Annotated in this window: 13 protein-coding genes and 7 tRNA genes; 6 read left to right on the forward strand and 14 right to left on the reverse strand. The window is 58.8% G+C overall.

Annotation, left to right across the window (positions count from 1 at the left end):
• Nucleotides 1–46 precede the first annotated feature (46 nt).
• The 10 genes from QP922_RS05500 to QP922_RS05545 form a co-directional block, all read right to left on the reverse strand.
• A complete protein-coding gene (locus tag QP922_RS05500; protein WP_284808245.1) occupies nt 47–1,318 on the reverse strand; it encodes a Dyp-type peroxidase in 1,272 nt (423 codons plus the stop codon).
• Between the two features lie 19 nt (nt 1,319–1,337).
• Complete coding sequence (locus QP922_RS05505; RefSeq protein WP_284808246.1) at nt 1,338–2,009, reverse strand: copper chaperone PCu(A)C; 672 nt, start codon at nt 2,007–2,009, stop codon at nt 1,338–1,340.
• Nucleotides 2,010–2,085: 76 nt separating this feature from the next.
• Nucleotides 2,086–2,673 carry a copper resistance CopC family protein gene (locus QP922_RS05510; RefSeq protein ID WP_284808247.1) on the reverse strand — a complete coding sequence of 196 codons (588 nt, stop codon included), beginning with the start codon at nt 2,671–2,673 and terminating at the stop codon, nt 2,086–2,088.
• A gap of 192 nt (nt 2,674–2,865) precedes the next feature.
• Complete coding sequence (locus QP922_RS05515) at nt 2,866–4,953, reverse strand: vWA domain-containing protein (RefSeq protein ID WP_284808248.1); 2,088 nt, start codon at nt 4,951–4,953, stop codon at nt 2,866–2,868.
• Nucleotides 4,954–5,138: 185 nt separating this feature from the next.
• Nucleotides 5,139–5,214: transfer RNA gene (locus tag QP922_RS05520), tRNA-Gly, on the reverse strand.
• A 44-nt stretch (nt 5,215–5,258) separates the two neighbouring features.
• A tRNA-Val gene (locus QP922_RS05525) sits at nt 5,259–5,330 on the reverse strand.
• 32 nt (nt 5,331–5,362) lie between these two features.
• A tRNA-Cys gene (locus tag QP922_RS05530) sits at nt 5,363–5,433 on the reverse strand.
• 31 nt (nt 5,434–5,464) lie between these two features.
• Nucleotides 5,465–5,540: transfer RNA gene (locus QP922_RS05535), tRNA-Gly, on the reverse strand.
• A 43-nt stretch (nt 5,541–5,583) separates the two neighbouring features.
• A tRNA-Val gene (locus QP922_RS05540) sits at nt 5,584–5,655 on the reverse strand.
• Between the two features lie 39 nt (nt 5,656–5,694).
• Nucleotides 5,695–5,770: transfer RNA gene (locus QP922_RS05545), tRNA-Gly, on the reverse strand.
• 216 nt (nt 5,771–5,986) lie between these two features.
• Between QP922_RS05545 and QP922_RS05550 the strand changes: the two genes are divergently transcribed.
• The 4 genes from QP922_RS05550 to msrB all read left to right on the forward strand — a co-directional run bounded on the left by QP922_RS05550 (nt 5,987) and on the right by msrB (nt 8,459).
• Nucleotides 5,987–6,061, forward strand: a tRNA-Val gene (locus QP922_RS05550).
• 129 nt (nt 6,062–6,190) lie between these two features.
• Nucleotides 6,191–6,841, forward strand: a complete 651-nt coding sequence (locus QP922_RS05555) for a dihydrofolate reductase family protein (RefSeq protein ID WP_284808249.1) — start codon at nt 6,191–6,193, stop codon at nt 6,839–6,841.
• An 11-nt stretch (nt 6,842–6,852) separates the two neighbouring features.
• Nucleotides 6,853–8,049 (forward strand): glycosyltransferase family 87 protein, encoded by a 1,197-nt coding sequence (locus QP922_RS05560; protein WP_284808250.1) that lies wholly within the window; start codon nt 6,853–6,855, stop codon nt 8,047–8,049.
• Nucleotides 8,046–8,459 (forward strand): peptide-methionine (R)-S-oxide reductase MsrB, encoded by a 414-nt coding sequence (gene msrB / locus QP922_RS05565; protein WP_070672046.1) that lies wholly within the window; start codon nt 8,046–8,048, stop codon nt 8,457–8,459. The genes QP922_RS05560 and msrB overlap by 4 nt, the downstream gene beginning before the upstream one ends.
• A gap of 33 nt (nt 8,460–8,492) precedes the next feature.
• Here msrB and hemQ read toward each other — a convergent pair whose 3' ends face one another.
• A complete protein-coding gene (hemQ, locus tag QP922_RS05570; protein ID WP_284808251.1) occupies nt 8,493–9,194 on the reverse strand; it encodes a hydrogen peroxide-dependent heme synthase in 702 nt (233 codons plus the stop codon).
• A 125-nt stretch (nt 9,195–9,319) separates the two neighbouring features.
• Here hemQ and QP922_RS05575 point away from each other — a divergent pair, with 125 nt between their 5' ends.
• Nucleotides 9,320–9,985, forward strand: a complete 666-nt coding sequence (locus QP922_RS05575) for a DUF3000 domain-containing protein (protein ID WP_070672050.1) — start codon at nt 9,320–9,322, stop codon at nt 9,983–9,985.
• Nucleotides 9,986–10,022: 37 nt separating this feature from the next.
• Complete coding sequence (locus tag QP922_RS05580) at nt 10,023–11,255, forward strand: HRDC domain-containing protein (RefSeq protein ID WP_284808252.1); 1,233 nt, start codon at nt 10,023–10,025, stop codon at nt 11,253–11,255.
• On the opposite strand, the gene dxs is transcribed toward QP922_RS05580, so the two are convergent.
• The 3 genes from dxs to QP922_RS05595 all read right to left on the reverse strand — a co-directional run bounded on the left by dxs (nt 11,252) and on the right by QP922_RS05595 (nt 15,341).
• Entirely contained in the window at nt 11,252–13,168 is a 1,917-nt protein-coding gene (gene dxs, locus QP922_RS05585; protein ID WP_070672054.1) for a 1-deoxy-D-xylulose-5-phosphate synthase, read from the reverse strand. The genes QP922_RS05580 and dxs overlap by 4 nt on opposite strands.
• A gap of 99 nt (nt 13,169–13,267) precedes the next feature.
• Nucleotides 13,268–14,578 (reverse strand): class I SAM-dependent RNA methyltransferase, encoded by a 1,311-nt coding sequence (locus QP922_RS05590; RefSeq protein ID WP_284808253.1) that lies wholly within the window; start codon nt 14,576–14,578, stop codon nt 13,268–13,270.
• Nucleotides 14,571–15,341: a DUF3159 domain-containing protein gene (locus tag QP922_RS05595; RefSeq protein WP_502869588.1), complete on the reverse strand. Its 771-nt coding sequence runs from the start codon at nt 15,339–15,341 to the stop codon at nt 14,571–14,573. Before QP922_RS05595 ends, QP922_RS05590 begins: the two co-directional genes overlap by 8 nt.
• Between the last annotated feature and the right edge of the window lie 17 nt (nt 15,342–15,358).

Raw genomic sequence — 15,358 nt, forward strand, 5'->3', positions numbered from 1 at the left:
CGAGCAGCACTCATTGAGAAAGTTACAGCGGCTTAGTCTACCCCTGCTAACTGCGGATCAGCGACTCGCCCCAGAAGGTTTCGCCCTCAGTACCGGCAGGCACGTAGTACATGGCCGAGCCAATGTGAGTAATCCACTCGTTGAGCCGGTCAGCTTCATCAAGGCGCGCTTGGATAGGTTCGAATTGCTTCGTCGGGTCCTTCTGATAGCAGATGAAGATCTGACCAGCATTACTGAGCTCCCCGCGTTCGGTGGTCTCTGGCGTTGGCGGGAGGTTGTAGTTGAAGGGTCGGCGCAGGATCTTCTGTTCTGGGTGGTCGGCCGGTGGATGAGCGCGGGCGACGTGAGAGTTCTCGTCGATGGCCTTAAGCCCGAACTCATTGCGGGCATCAAGATCCACCGGGTCGAACTCCTCCTGCGCTCCCAGCGGTGCGCCGGTATCAAGCGTGCGCCCAGTAGCAGTTTCACGCCCAGCTCGGTCGAGTTGCTCCCACGAATCAAGGTTCATGTGGATGCGGCGCACCACCATGGCGCTGCCACCAGCGAAGGTGCCTTCATCAATCCAAACCTGCTCCGCGAAGTCTTCGTCCGTACGCGGATTAACCGTGCCATCTTTTTGTCCGAAGAGATTGCGGGCGGTTGTGCCCTTCGGTGCGGAACCATAGGCGTGACTAAAGCCCTGCTGTACCCAGGCGACTTCGGCGTAGTCTTTGCCAGCACGCGTCATGTGCCGGAGCACATGCGCTGCGGTCAGCGGGTCATCGCTGCAAATCTGGAGAACGATGTCAGTTTGCCCCCACTCTGGGCGCAGGTCATCGTGCTCGTAGGTGCGAACATCGCGGAGCCAGCTGGGCTTGGCGACGTCCACCGCATTGAAAAAGCGCTCTCCCCACCCACACGTGACGGTGAGGTTGGCGGGGGTCACAGCAAGTTCGGGTTCGAGACTGCCGAGTGGGTTTTCCCCGGTACACAGCCGGCGCGCATCTTCGGTCCACAAACGCATCAGGGCCGTTGCTCCACGAGCACCAACATTCTTCCTGAGGTTGAAGCCCACCAGTTCAACGTGTGCTTGAACTGGAGTTTGGATTCCGGCTTGGTGTTTACCATCGAAAGCGACGATGTCACCGCCCATGGTGTCTTCGGCCGCGCTCGGCCCTGTGCTGCCAGCGTCACCTGCTCGCTCTGTGTCTTGTTGACCTGCAGTATCGGAGGTATCAGTATCGGCCTGTGCGCAACTAGCCAGTGCCATTGCACTGGCAGCCACGGCACTTCCGGCAAGCAATCCACGCCGGCTGACAGGTTCCTCGAACCCGCTCATTGTGTCCTTCTCTCTGTATTTAGTGCTTGTGGTCCATATGGTCGCCATGCTCCATGTGGTCACTGTGGTCCATATGGTCGCCATGCTCCATGTGGTCGCCGTGATCCATGTGGCCCATATCGCCATAGTTCTCGTCGCCTGCACCGATGGAACGCACAGGGATGTCGCCGAGTTCGACCGTGGAACCGTCGCCAAGCTCCAACGTCATCGTCACGTGTTCACCAGCCATAATCGGCTCAGCCACGCCCATCAGCATGAAGTGGTAGCTGCCTGGCTCCAGCTTCACAGACCCGCCGGCAGGGATATCGAAACCGCCGTCTTTTTCCTGCATGACGCCATCGACGACCTCATGAATCTGGTACTGCTTTGCCTCAATAGAGGAGGTGAAGCCCACGACCGAGATGTTCTTGTCGGTGGTGTTGTGCAGCGTGCCGAAGATGGCGGTCATATCAGAGCCTTCTTCCATCGCACGCACGACGCCATCTTCGAAGGTCACAGCTTCCTCGTTGGCATCGTGGGCCTGGCTTGAGCTGGCGGACGCCGACTCTTCGACTGTCGCAGCAGCACTCGAGGCAGCCTCCGTGGACGCTGCGGTTGAGTCTTCCTCGCTATTAGAGCAACCAGTCAAAGCCAGGCTAGCTGCGGCAAGGGCCGCCACGGAAGCACGAAGGGCGGTACGGGACATCAGCATGGAACATGCCTTTCTGTACTAAGGGGATTTCTCCAGGAATTGGAAAGTCAAGGCCGCTAGCGCGTTGATATGTTTCTTAGGAGTCACCATTCGCTCGGCGTGTCTTCGCACTGAAGACGAAGACCATCGCCACCACGACGAGTACCGCACCGAGGCCGACAATCCATTTAGCCGGCCCCGATAGGGCGCCGAGCGGTGCATCAGAGTCACCTTCTTGGCTATCACTGTTGTCGGCGTCGCCGGCGCTGCCGGTGGAATTCCCTACAGCTGCAGCATCAACACCGGAAGCAACGCTGAACTCCACCGAACCAAGCGTGGAGTGTCCATCAGAGGACGTGATACGGAATCCCACCTGGTAATCACCATCACCAGGCTCGATGTTGTCAGGAACCTCAACGGTGAGATTGCGGCCGTTGATGGTCGGTTCGGCGTCGAAAAGCACCTCGCCCGAGCCTTGGTCACTGACAGCGAAGGTGTTGAAGGTGTCCTTTGGAATTCCGGAGAACTCCAGCGTGATCTCACGCGGAAATTCTTCAAGCGGGGTATCACTCACCACGTTGCCGCCAATAACCGAATCGTGGGCCACCGCCATCGGCGCAGAAAGGCCAAGAATGAGGCCTGTGGTTCCGGCGGCGAGGGCGGTGGAGACCTGACGCAGCTGCATCGTGCGGACAACTCCTTGTTGGTCGGATGAAACTTTTGATGGATATTCCCTCATCCTATAGCCGGGAGGGACGCGCTAGCTAATCCTTACCCCGCGACACGTGCGCGAGGTTATCAAGTAGTCGTTGCACGTGGCAGAAAAGTTCCCTGTCTCTCCTTCAACAGCAGCTATGCCCGGTTTGCCGGGGTCCTTCTAGCGGCGATGACCGCGCAGAAGGATAACCATCAGGATAATTACGGCAAGAGCGATAATGCCCAGCGCTGCAGCCAACAGATAGCCAAGCATGCCAAGCCCTATGCCTTTATCCTCGTCGGCGCCAGCGGCTTGGTCCGATTGGTCCTTCACTGCGTCGCCACCGTCGTCCTTCGGAGCCTCAGTCTTGTCCTTAACGGGCTCATAGATTGGCCCTTGGATTGGTTCCCCCAGCACCTTTGTTGTGAGAGCGTATTTCGCCGTGTCTCGCTTGCCATCGAATACCTCATCCTCCTTTTCGGACCCCGTACCTGCATCCAGGGTGACCAAGATGTAATAGTCACCCTCCAACCAGTTAGCTTGAGCTCCTTGCCCGTTTGCCTGACTTTGACCGAAACGGTTAGCGAAGGCCGTCGGTATAACTGAGTGTGCTGCAACTTCTTGGCCCTCGTTCAACGCCGACATATAATCGTTGTCACCAGCTCGCTCGCGCGCGGGGTTAAGAATCTCCAAATTCAGGGACGAGTACTTCAAGGCATTCTCATCAGACATCTCGCCTACTTTCAAGGCAGCGGCAAGCTGCTGTCCTTCCTTCATGGGAACCTTGAAAACTTGTGCCTCCCCTCGCACAATGTCGGTCTCGATGGTGTCTCCGCTTTCCAGCTCAACGGCGTTTCCGAACCAGCTTGCTGCGCGAACCTTCTCGGCACCTTCAAAATCTGCGTGCAGTTCGCCCTCTATCTCGCTGTCTAATCCGCTTTCCAGATCATCGAGGTTGGAGACAGGATCTATTCGGCGGAGGAGGATTTCCACGTCTAGGGGCTCCTCTGCCTTGTAGGTCATCGCTCGCATCGCGGTCAAGACAATCTCGTCATCTGGACACTTTTCGGAGCCCATTTCTCGCGTAAAAGCGCTTGCGCTCGGCAAAGCATCTGTGCGAATGGAGGTATGGAAATTGTCCTGATCAGCAGTGCACTCAATGGAGCCTTGTTCACCTCCATGATTACCGGTCGGTGGCTCGGAACCGTCACCAAAGAAAATCTTCATTCCGAGACTTCGCGGCTTAACCACCGCGCCGTCCAAAGTCTTGTACATCGTCGCTACATACCGCTCCCCTGGTTTGACGGGAATGGACCACGACTCAGCGTGAAAATCCTTGTGGGTGTCTTCGCCGCCGTTCGGCGGGGCATCCAACTTAGCACGGAAGATGAAGTCCTCCCCGGACTCCCAACGCGGCAGCTCCGTAGGCGTTGAAATGTCTTCGCTTCCCTCGATTTGTTCCACGTTGGACTCATAAATATCCGCAGCACGCCCAGCGGCTTTCTTAATCATTGCTGCTAGTGAGTCTGCATCATCGGCGTCGAGATATTCGCCCCCTGCAGCATCTGCGATGCAGGACAGCTCCTTGCGTGCCTCCTCATCGACATTGAAGCCGATGGTGTTGATGACTAGGTCGATGCCCTGCTCGTGGAGTTCCTTGGCCACCTCACATACTGGCGGCGGTGCGCAGGTGTCGATTCCATCCGAGACAAGCACGATGGTGCCGTGCTGGCCACCCAATTCCTCGGCAGCCTTCTTCAGAGAATCACCAATCGGGGTATACCCCTTTGCCTGGAGTGCATCAATCGGGCCGGTGAAGGAATCCCCGACGTCCTCCTTAGGTCCGCTCACAACGTGAATGTCGCGGCAGCCTTCTTCTTGATTCTCTGGGGCCTCATCAACCGTTCCGCCGTAGGTAACAAGCCCCAGCGGAATTGTTCCGCCCAACTCATTCACAAAGCTCTTGGTAGCGTCTTTTGCTGCGTCAAGACGCGTCTGACCACCAGCATCCTGCACATTCATCGATCCTGACGAGTCCAAGACCAACATCGTTGCGCCACTATTTTCCTCAACGGGGGCAGCATCCTCGGAGGGAGGAGCAGAAGGCGATTCCGATGTCGGAGAATCCGAACCAGGTACACCGGTGGGGTTCTGCGCACGGGCAGGAATACCTGCTGTCCCGAGTGCGCCCAGAAGAACCAGTACCGTCACAGAAAAAAGAGCCAGCAATCGCTGGACTGGTGTTGTGCGTGTGGGCAGAGATGTCATGAAAGGGTGTCCACTTCCTTGAGCCGAGATGGTTGTGACTAACACCATAGATAAAGACACGGAAGCGGGCTCGGCTGCGGGGAAGGCTCCCCCTACTCGTACCCCACACGGCGCGCGATGCCCACGCGAGTACGTGAGAAAAAATTTAGGGCGCCTTTCCCTCAGTAGAAAAGACGCCCTATGCGTGGAGCGGATGACGAGACTCGAACTCGCGACCCTCACCTTGGCAAGGTGATGCGCTACCAGCTGCGCTACATCCGCGTGGCAAACCTTAAGTTTGCCACGGTCTCCCTAAGGAAACCTTGTGCGCGATACTGGGATTGAACCAGTGACCTCTTCCGTGTCAGGGAAGCGCTCTCCCGCTGAGCTAAACGCGCGCAGTGCCCATGGAGTGGGCACTAACAGTTTGAGGTGGAAACGGGAATCGAACCCGTGTGCACGGTTTTGCAGACCGTTGCCTCACCACTCGGCCATTCCACCGTGGCGATACCGCCTCACACACTACATGTGCTGGAGCGGATGACGAGACTCGAACTCGCGACCCTCACCTTGGCAAGGTGATGCGCTACCAACTGCGCTACATCCGCATTCGAAAACCAGGCCCGGTTTTCTAGGACTAAGAAGTCCGTGTGCGCGATACTGGGATTGAACCAGTGACCTCTTCCGTGTCAGGGAAGCGCTCTCCCACTGAGCTAATCGCGCTTATGTAATTGTCAAGGCCATCCAACTAAGTGGAGGTCTTGGAGCGGATGACGAGACTCGAACTCGCGACCCTCACCTTGGCAAGGTGATGCGCTACCAACTGCGCTACATCCGCATTGCATCTTCCCGGCTAGTGTGCCGTGGTGCGAGTAAAGACATTATCGTGCACCGTCCCAGTTTCCAAATCCGCAGCCCACGGCAATAATTCCACCAACTACCAAAGAGCGAAGATTACACCGATGTGATTGAGACTCATTTTCGGCGAAAATCTGGTTGAGCTGGGCGATTAGGGGGTTAGTCCAACTGCGGTGTAGCTTAAGGGCTGCACCGAGGTTCTATAGCTCAGTGGGAGAGCGTTCCGTTCACACCGGAAAGGTCGCTGGTTCGATCCCAGCTAGAACCACCACAACCCGCAGCTATGCTGCGGGTTTTGTTGTTTTTGTAGTACGGCATGTGGGGACAACATGGATACAGAGTAGCTGGACCATGGATACAAAGTAGCTGGCCGCAGCTAGCCCACGTACCCTCGGGCGTCATGGATGACACCGCACTCATTGACACGTTGCTAGGCCCCGATAGTGAGGGCATTCGCCTTATCGCAGTCAGCACTCTCCATGGCTCGGCCACTATTGACGGAACGTCAGACCCTATGGGCAATGACGCCGATGCCAAGCTCTTCGCCGCGCTACGCGAGTGGGCCGACGTTGCCGTGGTTGGCTCGGGCACGGTGAAGGCGGAAGGGTATGAGGCGTCGACAAGCACGCGCCTCGCCGTCTTCAGCCACTCCCTCAATTTTCAGGGATTCGAGGAATTCATCGCCGGCAGTCCCATTATCCTCACCCCAGAGGAACGTGCGGACTCCGCAGAAGCATGCGCCTTGGCTGCAGCTGGTGCGGAGATTGTGAGCACTGGCACTGGCACGGTCACTGAGGCCATCGAAGCCCTTCGTGCACGCAGCGCCACACGAATATCCTGCGAAGGTGGACCGTCGGTTTATTCAGCCTTCATCGAAGCTGGGCTTATGGACAAGCTGTACCTAACAATGGATCCGCATTTGTCACCCTCAGTGGAAAAACCCGTTGTCGACGGCAGCGCGACGTCGCCAGCACTTCGTTTAGAGCTCGAGAACGTCACGCCTGTCGACAGCACGGTGTTTCTGCGCTACCGGCGCATATCAACCCCGTAAACTCTCTTGCCGTGACTTCTCTGGCCTCCTCTCCCCCGCCCCCTGCCCGACTGTGGACAGCCGCCGCGTGGCCGGCAGCCGTCGTTCTTGTGTTTCACCGCGTTGTCGTCCTTGCTTTTACCGGGACGGTCACGGATGACTTCGGCACGGTGTATCGCGCGATTCGCCGCTTCTGGGATGGTGCGCCAGTATATGAGCAGGATTATTACTCCGTAGAACCGCTTTACCTGTACACCCCAGGAGCAACGGCACTGCTCTCCCCCATGGGTATCGTTTCTGAGGAGCACGCACGCTACGCCTTTATCCTCGCCAATGCTGTGGCCATCATCGCCGCACTGGCGCTCCTCACTCGTTATGTGGGCCACAGCCTGCGCGGCCCAGTATTGCCCATCAGCATCGCGGCTGCTTTTGCCTCCGAGTCCGTCATCAACACCTTGGTGTTCACCAACATCAACGGCCTACTGCTGCTGGCCATGGCAGCCTTTCTCGTCCTTGTGGAAAAGCACGGCTGGGCAGCAGGCCTGTGTCTCGGATTAGCCATTCTGGTCAAACCCCAATTCGCGCCGCTGCTTTTCCTCGCACTCGTGCGCACCCGGTGGTGGGCATTGGGCCTCGGCCTAGCCGTGCCCATCACTGCCAACCTCATCGCCTGGCCGCTCATTCCGGGCGCTGAGGGATTCCGCGAGCAACTTCTGCCCTATCTTTCCACGACACGTGACTACGCGAATGCCTCGTGGCCGGGTGTACGGGCCTACTTCGATATGCCAGGTGGCCTCTACTACCCCATATGGCTGCTGTTCGCTGTCTTGTGCGCCGTGGCCATCCTGGGTTTGCTGCGCTGGCGCGACTCCGAGCCCGAATTCTGGGCACTGAGCACCACCGGCATCATCATGGCGGGAATCTTTTTCCTGTCATCGCTAGGACAGCAGTACTACTCCATGTGGCTTTTCCCCATGATGTTCACGGTTCTGTTGCATCGCTCGGTTTTCCACACGTGGGGCGCATGGTTGGCGGCATTTTTATTCTTGGTGCCGTTCGAGTGGACGTCGACAAGCATGCCCACCGCCGCACATTGGATGAGTGTGTTCATCGCCACCATCGGGTGGGGTTTGCTCATTGTGGTCACTGCTGCGTCGGTGGTCGGCTGGTGGATGTCTGAACGCGATGGTGGCCGGAAGGCGAGCATAAGCGATAAAATCCCCGCATGACCGATTTCAAGCTCATTGCGGATACCGAATGGCGCAAGCGCCTCACCGCCGAGGAATACTACGTCCTACGTGAGGCCGGTACCGAGCCCCCTCACGTTGGCGAATACACCAACACCACCACCGAAGGTGTGTATTCCTGCAAGGCCTGCGGCACCGAGCTTTTCCGATCTACCGAAAAGTTCGAGTCACACTGCGGTTGGCCGTCCTTCTTCTCCCCCTTGGCGGGAGACAACATCATCGAGCGCGAAGACAACTCGCTTGGCATGCGCCGCGTCGAGGTGCTGTGCGCCAATTGCGAGTCGCACTTGGGCCACGTCTTCGAAGGCGAAGGCTACGATACCCCTACCGACCTGCGCTACTGCATCAACTCCATCTGCCTTACCCTCGAAGAAAAGCCGGTCGAAGGCTAAACCGTCAACCGGCTATCGGCGCTATCGCTGCCCTTAAGGCAAAATCGCGATAAGCTCTGCCACATCCTTGACGCGGCGGCCCGTGTGGAACGGGATTTCCTCACGCACGTGGTGGCGCGCCTCGGTGTAACGCATGAGGTACATCAGATCGACGATGCGGTGCAGCTCAGGAGCCTCAAAGGCAAGGATCCATTCGTAGTCACCAAGAGCGAAGGCCGGCACGGTGTTCGCGCGAACGTCCGGATAGTCTCGGGCCTGCATGCCATGCTCCATGAGGATGCGGCGGCGCTTTTCTTCATCCATGGTGTACCAGTCATAAGAGCGCACGAAGGGGTACACAGAAATCCACTCGCCTGGTTCTTCACCCATGATGAAGGACGGCAGGTGGGACTTGTTGAACTCCGCCGGACGGTGCAAGGCATTACCTACCCACGTCACCTCAGACACCTGACCCAGGACGGTCTCTCGGCGGAAATCAGCGAACGCCTTTTGAATGTCGGCGAATTCTTCCGCATGCCACCAAATCATAAAGTCAGCAGACTCGCGCATGCCGGACAGGTCATAGATGCCGCGCACGGTCACGACGCCGGCCTGCTCAAGGTCAGCAAAGAACTTCTGCGCCTGCGCAATGGCCTGCTCACGCTCGGTACCCAGCGCGCCAGGAATAACCTGAAACACTGCGTGCTGCGAATACCGCTGGACCTTATTGAGCTCGTTGAAGTTGACCTTCGACATGCTTTTCTCCTTGCTCGGAAGCGACTAAAATTCCTATCCATCATAAGTTGTAGACCTTGCCGTGCGCCACTAGCCCACGGCGCGCCTTCCCCCGCTTGCGGCACAGAACTTATACGTTGTTTCCCGTGAGCAATTCCGACGTTTCTTCGCGCACCTTGGCAGGGGCACCGACCAACCTGCATGACCGTGCTTCGTCCGCCAACGGCTCCCAGTCTGCAGAGCCGGCGACTCCGGCCGCTTTCACAGAGGCCGTTGAGTCCCTCCATGCTGCGCAGCTGCGCCCTGAGATCACGTTGGGCACCATCCGTCCTCCACAGCGCCTCGCGCCGTTTAGCCATGCCATTGGCTTGGAGGTTGAGCGCGGACACCACGACGCAGACATCGTTCCTACCGATTCCGAGGGCGATGCCTTCGGTCGTCTCATCCTTCTCCACGACCCGGGCGCTGAAGAAGCGTGGGAAGGTGCCATGCGTCTGGTCGCCTACATTCAGGCTGACCTGGAGGATTCGGTAGCAGGCGATCCGCTGCTTCCCGACGTCGCCTGGGAGTGGCTCACCGAATCCCTCGAGCTTCGCGAGGCTACCCACACCAATCTGGGTGGAACCGTAACGTCAACCTCCTCGGTGCGCTTTGGTGAAATCGGCGGCCCACCGCGCGCTTACCAGCTTGAGATGCGTGCGTCCTGGACTGCTGAGGGACTCGACTTGGCACCTCACGTCGAAGCATTTTCCCAGGTTCTTGCTCTCGTGGCCGGCCTGCCGCCGGAGGGCGTGGCCGAGCTCGGCCGCTAAGCACTGCGAAACACAATTTCACTGAGGAGGCTCAGGGATGACCGAACTGCGCCAAGTGCCCAAAGATGGTACTCCGAAGGTCCTCACTTCCCCGCGTGACTTCCGCGCAGCTGCTGACCTGCTAGCAGCCGGTACTGGCCCTTTTGCTATCGATACCGAGCGTGCCTCCGCCTACCGCTTCGATGACCGCGCCTTCCTCGTGCAGATTCGCCGGGAAGGTGCGGGAACGGTCTTGCTGGCCCCAGAGAATCGCCGCGCGGAGTTTAGCGCCGCACTCGCCCCCGTTCTCACTGGCCAAGACTGGGTTATCCACGCCGCGCCTTCTGATCTTCCCTCGTTGGCGTGGTTGGGACTCTACCCGGGAACGCTTTTCGATACAGAGCTAGCCGCCCGCTTCGCAGGTTTTGCCCACCCAAACCTGGGTGCCATGGTGCTGGAGCTTTTCGACGTCGAGTTGGAAAAAGGATACGGCGATTCCGACTGGTCCGAAACTCCCATTCCACAGAAATGGCGCAATTACGCTGCACTCGACGTCGAGCTTCTCAACGAACTAGCAGTAGCATTGCGCGACATCCTCGCAGAGGAGGAGAAGCTGGACTGGGCTTACGCAGAATTCGACCACATCGCTGCTGAACATGCTGGCATCACCGCACCAGAGCCTCGTTCGTGGCGCGAGCTCAAAGGCATATCTTCCCTGCGTTCACGCGAGCAGCTTGCCGTAGCCCGTGAGCTGTGGCAACGCCGCGAATCTAGTGCGCGTTCGCAGGACATCGCTCCCAATCGTCTGCTTCCCCATCGCGTGCTCGTGGAGATCGCGCGCCGCGTTCCCACCACGCCCTACGAGATCAACAAAGTCAAGGGCTTTCCACGTCGCCGCGGCGGAGCGACGCTGCAGTGGCTCGATGCCGTCACCACGGCGCTAGAGCGCCCCAAAGAAGAGTGGCCGGTACAGCTACGCAGCCCGCAACCGGTGCCCTCAAAATCGGTCTTTACCCGCGAGTTCCCCGAGCTCTGGTCGGTATATCAAGACATACGCGGGAGCTTTGAAGAACTTGGTGACGAGCTCACCATGAGCTACGAGCTCATCCTCAAGCCCCGCCTGGTCCGCGCAGCCGTATGGGCTGCCCTAGGACCTGAAGGCGGAGTGGCCGGTGAGATTTCTGGTTCGGAGGACATTCCAGGTTTCCTGCTCTCCCAAGGCGCCCGCGAGTGGCAAGTAGAGCTTGCCGCCCCGCTCATCGCAGACGGCCTCCACGCCTTCCGTGGTTAGGCCTCGCCTGAGCCTTCCTCGTCGCTGCGCACAGCAACCCACTCCTCGACCGACTGCGCAATGCCTTGCGGGGTAATACCGAACTCTTCGAGGATTTCTCCACGGCTGGCGTGGCGCGGGAAGGTGCTCGGTATGCCGAGGCGATGCACCGGAGTATCCACGTCTGCTGCATCAAGAGCCTCAGCGACCATGGAGCCCACGCCGCCGCGCAGCACGCCGTCTTCGACAGTCACGACAAGGTCATGGTCGGCAGCGAGCGCCACAATGGACTGCGGAACGGGCACTGGCCACCGCGGGTCCACCACCGTGACGTTGAAGCCGCGTGCCTCAAGCAGTTCAGCAGCACCCAGGGAACGGGTGCTCATAGCGCCGACAGAGACAATCAGAACATCGGTCGCCGCGCCGTCAGCGTCGTCGGAATAGCGCAGGATGTCCACGCCATCATCCAAGCGCTTGAGTTCATCTGTATCCTCAAGCAGATTGCCCTTGGGGAACCGGACGACAGTGGGGCCATCATCAATAGCGATAGCCTCGTTGAAGAGCTCGCGGAGCCGAGCACCATCACGTGGCGCGGCAATGCGCATACCCGGCACAATGCTCATAAACGCCATATCCCACACGCCATTGTGCGACGGGCCATCGGAACCGGTCACGCCCGCGCGATCGAGCACGATGGTCACCGGCTGTTTGAGCAAGGCAATGTCCATAATGACCTGGTCCACCGCGCGGTTGAGGAAGGTGGAATACACCGCCACCACCGGGTGCATCCCGGCCAAAGCCAAACCGGAAGCAGAGGCCATAGCATGCTGCTCAGCAATTCCGACGTCAAAGAAGCGGTCCGGAAATTCATCTTGGAAAGGTGCCAAACCGGTAGGTCCAGCCATCGCTGCCGTAATTGCCACAATGTCTTCACGGGCCTGTCCGGCCTTGATAAGCTCTTCGGAGAAGGCTGCGGTCCACCCCGGCTGCTTCTGGCCTTTGGACACACCGGTAACCGGGTCAATAGCACCAGTGGAGTGCATCTGGTCCTTCGGCTCATTGACAGCCGGAGCAAAGCCGTGCCCCTTCTCCGTCACCGTGTGGACGATGATGGGTCCCTCATAATCGCGGGCATAGCTCAGCGCACGGACAACGGCATCAATGTCGTGGCCATTAATAGGGCCGACATACTTGATTCCGAGCTCTGGGAACATCTCCGTGGGCATCACGGTGGATTTAACGCCTTCCTTCATGGCATGAAGGGCATCAAAAGTACGCTCACCAACCCAGCCCATGGACTTTAGGCGCTTTTTGCCCAATTCCATGAACTCGTCATACCCATGCTGTGCACGGATACGACCTAGGTTTTCTGATAAACCGCCGATAGTGGGCGAATAAGAACGACCATTGTCATTGACCACAATGACCACGTTGCGGTCTTTATCAGCGGAAATATTGTTCAGTGCTTCCCAGCACATGCCGCCGGTCAAAGCACCATCGCCCACGACTGCCACAGCGTTGCGGTGCGATTCACCGCGAATCTTGAAGGCCTTAGAGAGGCCATCCACCGTGGACAGTGCAGCAGACGCATGCGAGGACTCGGTCCAGTCATGTTCTGACTCAGTGCGGTCGGTGTAGCCAGACAAGCCACCTTTCTGTCGCAGTGTATCGAACTGCGCGGTGCGGCCGGTCAGCATCTTGTGCACGTAGGACTGATGGGAAGTGTCGAAGACGATGGGGTCTCGTGGGGAATCAAAAACGCGGTGAATCGCCACGGTGAGCTCAACCACGCCCAAATTCGGGCCGAGGTGGCCACCGGTGACAGATACCTTCTCAATGAGGCGCTGGCGGATATCCGCCGCGAGCTCGGCCAGCTGCGTCTTGCTCAGAGCCTTGAGATCGGCTGGCGATTCAATGGAATCCAGAATGCTCATAGCGCTGCCGTCAACCCCTTCATCGTTCGTACTTTCCTTACCACCGTACCCGCTTATGTACGTGACACGACAATCACTAGTCCATGCATCTCATCCGCGTTAGGCCGCAGGGACGAGGAGTGCCAAAGTCTCAAAATGATGGGTTCCCGGGAAAGCGTTGACCATGGCTAAGCGGTGTAGGCGGTAGCCGTGTTCCGACCACGAAGCCAGGTCACGGGCAAAGGTGGCGGGGTCGCAGCCAACGTGCAGCACGTTGCGTGGCTCCGCCGTGGCTACCGCAGCGATAACGTCTGCTCCTGCACCGGTGCGCGGAGGATCCAAAATGACAGTGGTTGGCTTCGGTAGCTGGGCCGCAATCTCCTCGACTTTGGCGGTGCGAAACTCCACATCGATTCCCTCAAGGCCTGGTTGCGAGCCAGAAGCTGCGGGCGAATAGTCAACGGAATACACCGTGGCCCGTCCTCGCTGCGGGGCCGTGACCTCCGCTAGAGCTGGTACAAACAGCCCCACACCGCCATAGAGATCCCAGGCCACGATCGGTTCGTTGGCATCCACTCGTGCGTCGTCTCGCTGCGCAGAATCACCGCTCGCTTGTGCGAGCCACTCACGTGCAATACGGGTATAGGTATCAGGCGCTGCGATATGTGCCTGCCAAAATGCCGTGGGCGGGAAATGGAATTCGTGGCCATCCGCACGTTGCACCACATTCTTTGTCGGGGCTTCAATGACCTCTCGCACGGTTTCGATGCGGCGTCCGCGCGGTGCTTTACGAGACTCGACGACGTGGCGGTTGCCGTCGCTGTCCATAACGGCAATGACCTCCGCACCAGGTGTGAAGGTACGGGCATCAGGGCCAACGAGACCGTCGACCAGGCCTGGCACTAGTTGGCTACAGGCAACGTCCGTGATGAGTTCGGTCGAACCACGTTTTCTGGTACCAGCACGCCCCTGCTTGTCGACGCCCAACCGTACCCGAGTTCGCCATCCTCGTTGCGGTTCTAAGTCGATGCTCTCAACCTCGGGAGTGTGCTCAATCCGCGCAACGCGGCGAATTTGGTCATGCAAGACCTCAACCTTGATTCCCGGTTCTGCGGCTGGGTCCAATTCGGCGAAATCGCAACAACCGGCTCCTTGCTGTGCTGCCGGGCACGAGGACTCCACGCGGTACTCCCCTGGCTCGATTACCGCATCACGTTCTGCCTCTATAAATGCCTTCTTGACCTTCCGTGCGGTCACGGTGAGACGATCTCCGGGAAAGCCTCCCGCAACGAAGCACACACGGCCATCCGGTGCGGCACCGATGCCGACTCCGCCATGCGCCATCCGCTCGATGGTGATATCGAAGGATTGCTCCTTTGTGACGCGTTGAGCCGCTTCAGCGGCAGATGCGGTGGCGTCAGGATTAGTCATCGATGGTCTCTTTCTCAGTGGTGGCGTCCTCAGTAATGGCGTCTTCGGTGTTTTCTGACGCTTCGTCCACGGCCGCATTGGCGCGGCGCACCATCCACACGGTGAGCAGGGTGACGACACCGGTCAGCGGCCAGCCCATGATGATGCGGACGATACCTAGGGTGGTCGTCGCGTCGGCATCGTACAGCGCGCGTTGCACAGCGAACCGGGCGATGAAAACCACAGCCCAGCCGGCCGTAGCCCACGCATAAGCGCGGCGAGCCTTCGGAATCGTCCGCCAACTCATGTCATCGCCGTTGAGGCCCTTCCACACCACGCCAACCAATGGCCAGCGCGCAATGATGGATATCACCGCGACGATAAAGAGCGCCAATGACATCCAAATTCCGTAAAGGAAGTAACCTTTGGCATCCCCTGTAAACCACGCGATGCCCGCGCAAATACCTACTCCGAGCAGACCCGACAAGGCCGGCTGGAGAGTTTCCTTGCGCAGGAGGCGCCACACGCTAATAAGCAACGCCACGCCCAAGGCAGCGATGAGCGCTGGCCCCAAGCCCCAAACGTTATTCACCGGGATGAGGACGAGGACCGGCAGGGTCGCTGAGACCAGGCCCGTTAGTCCGCCCATCTGCTCCAAAAGGGAAGGTTCAGCTTCTGGCTCTGCCGTCGCCAACTCTTCCTGCGATGTGTCCAACGCAGTGCCTTCGTTGTCCAGAGTTGTAGCGGCCTCATGCTTATCCGCGTCAGGGTTAGGTGTGGTCACGGTGGTGAGTGGTCCTT

It is taken from the genome of Corynebacterium sp. MSK218, from assembly GCF_030232655.1.
In the GTDB taxonomy this organism is placed as follows: Bacteria; Actinomycetota; Actinomycetes; order Mycobacteriales; family Mycobacteriaceae; genus Corynebacterium.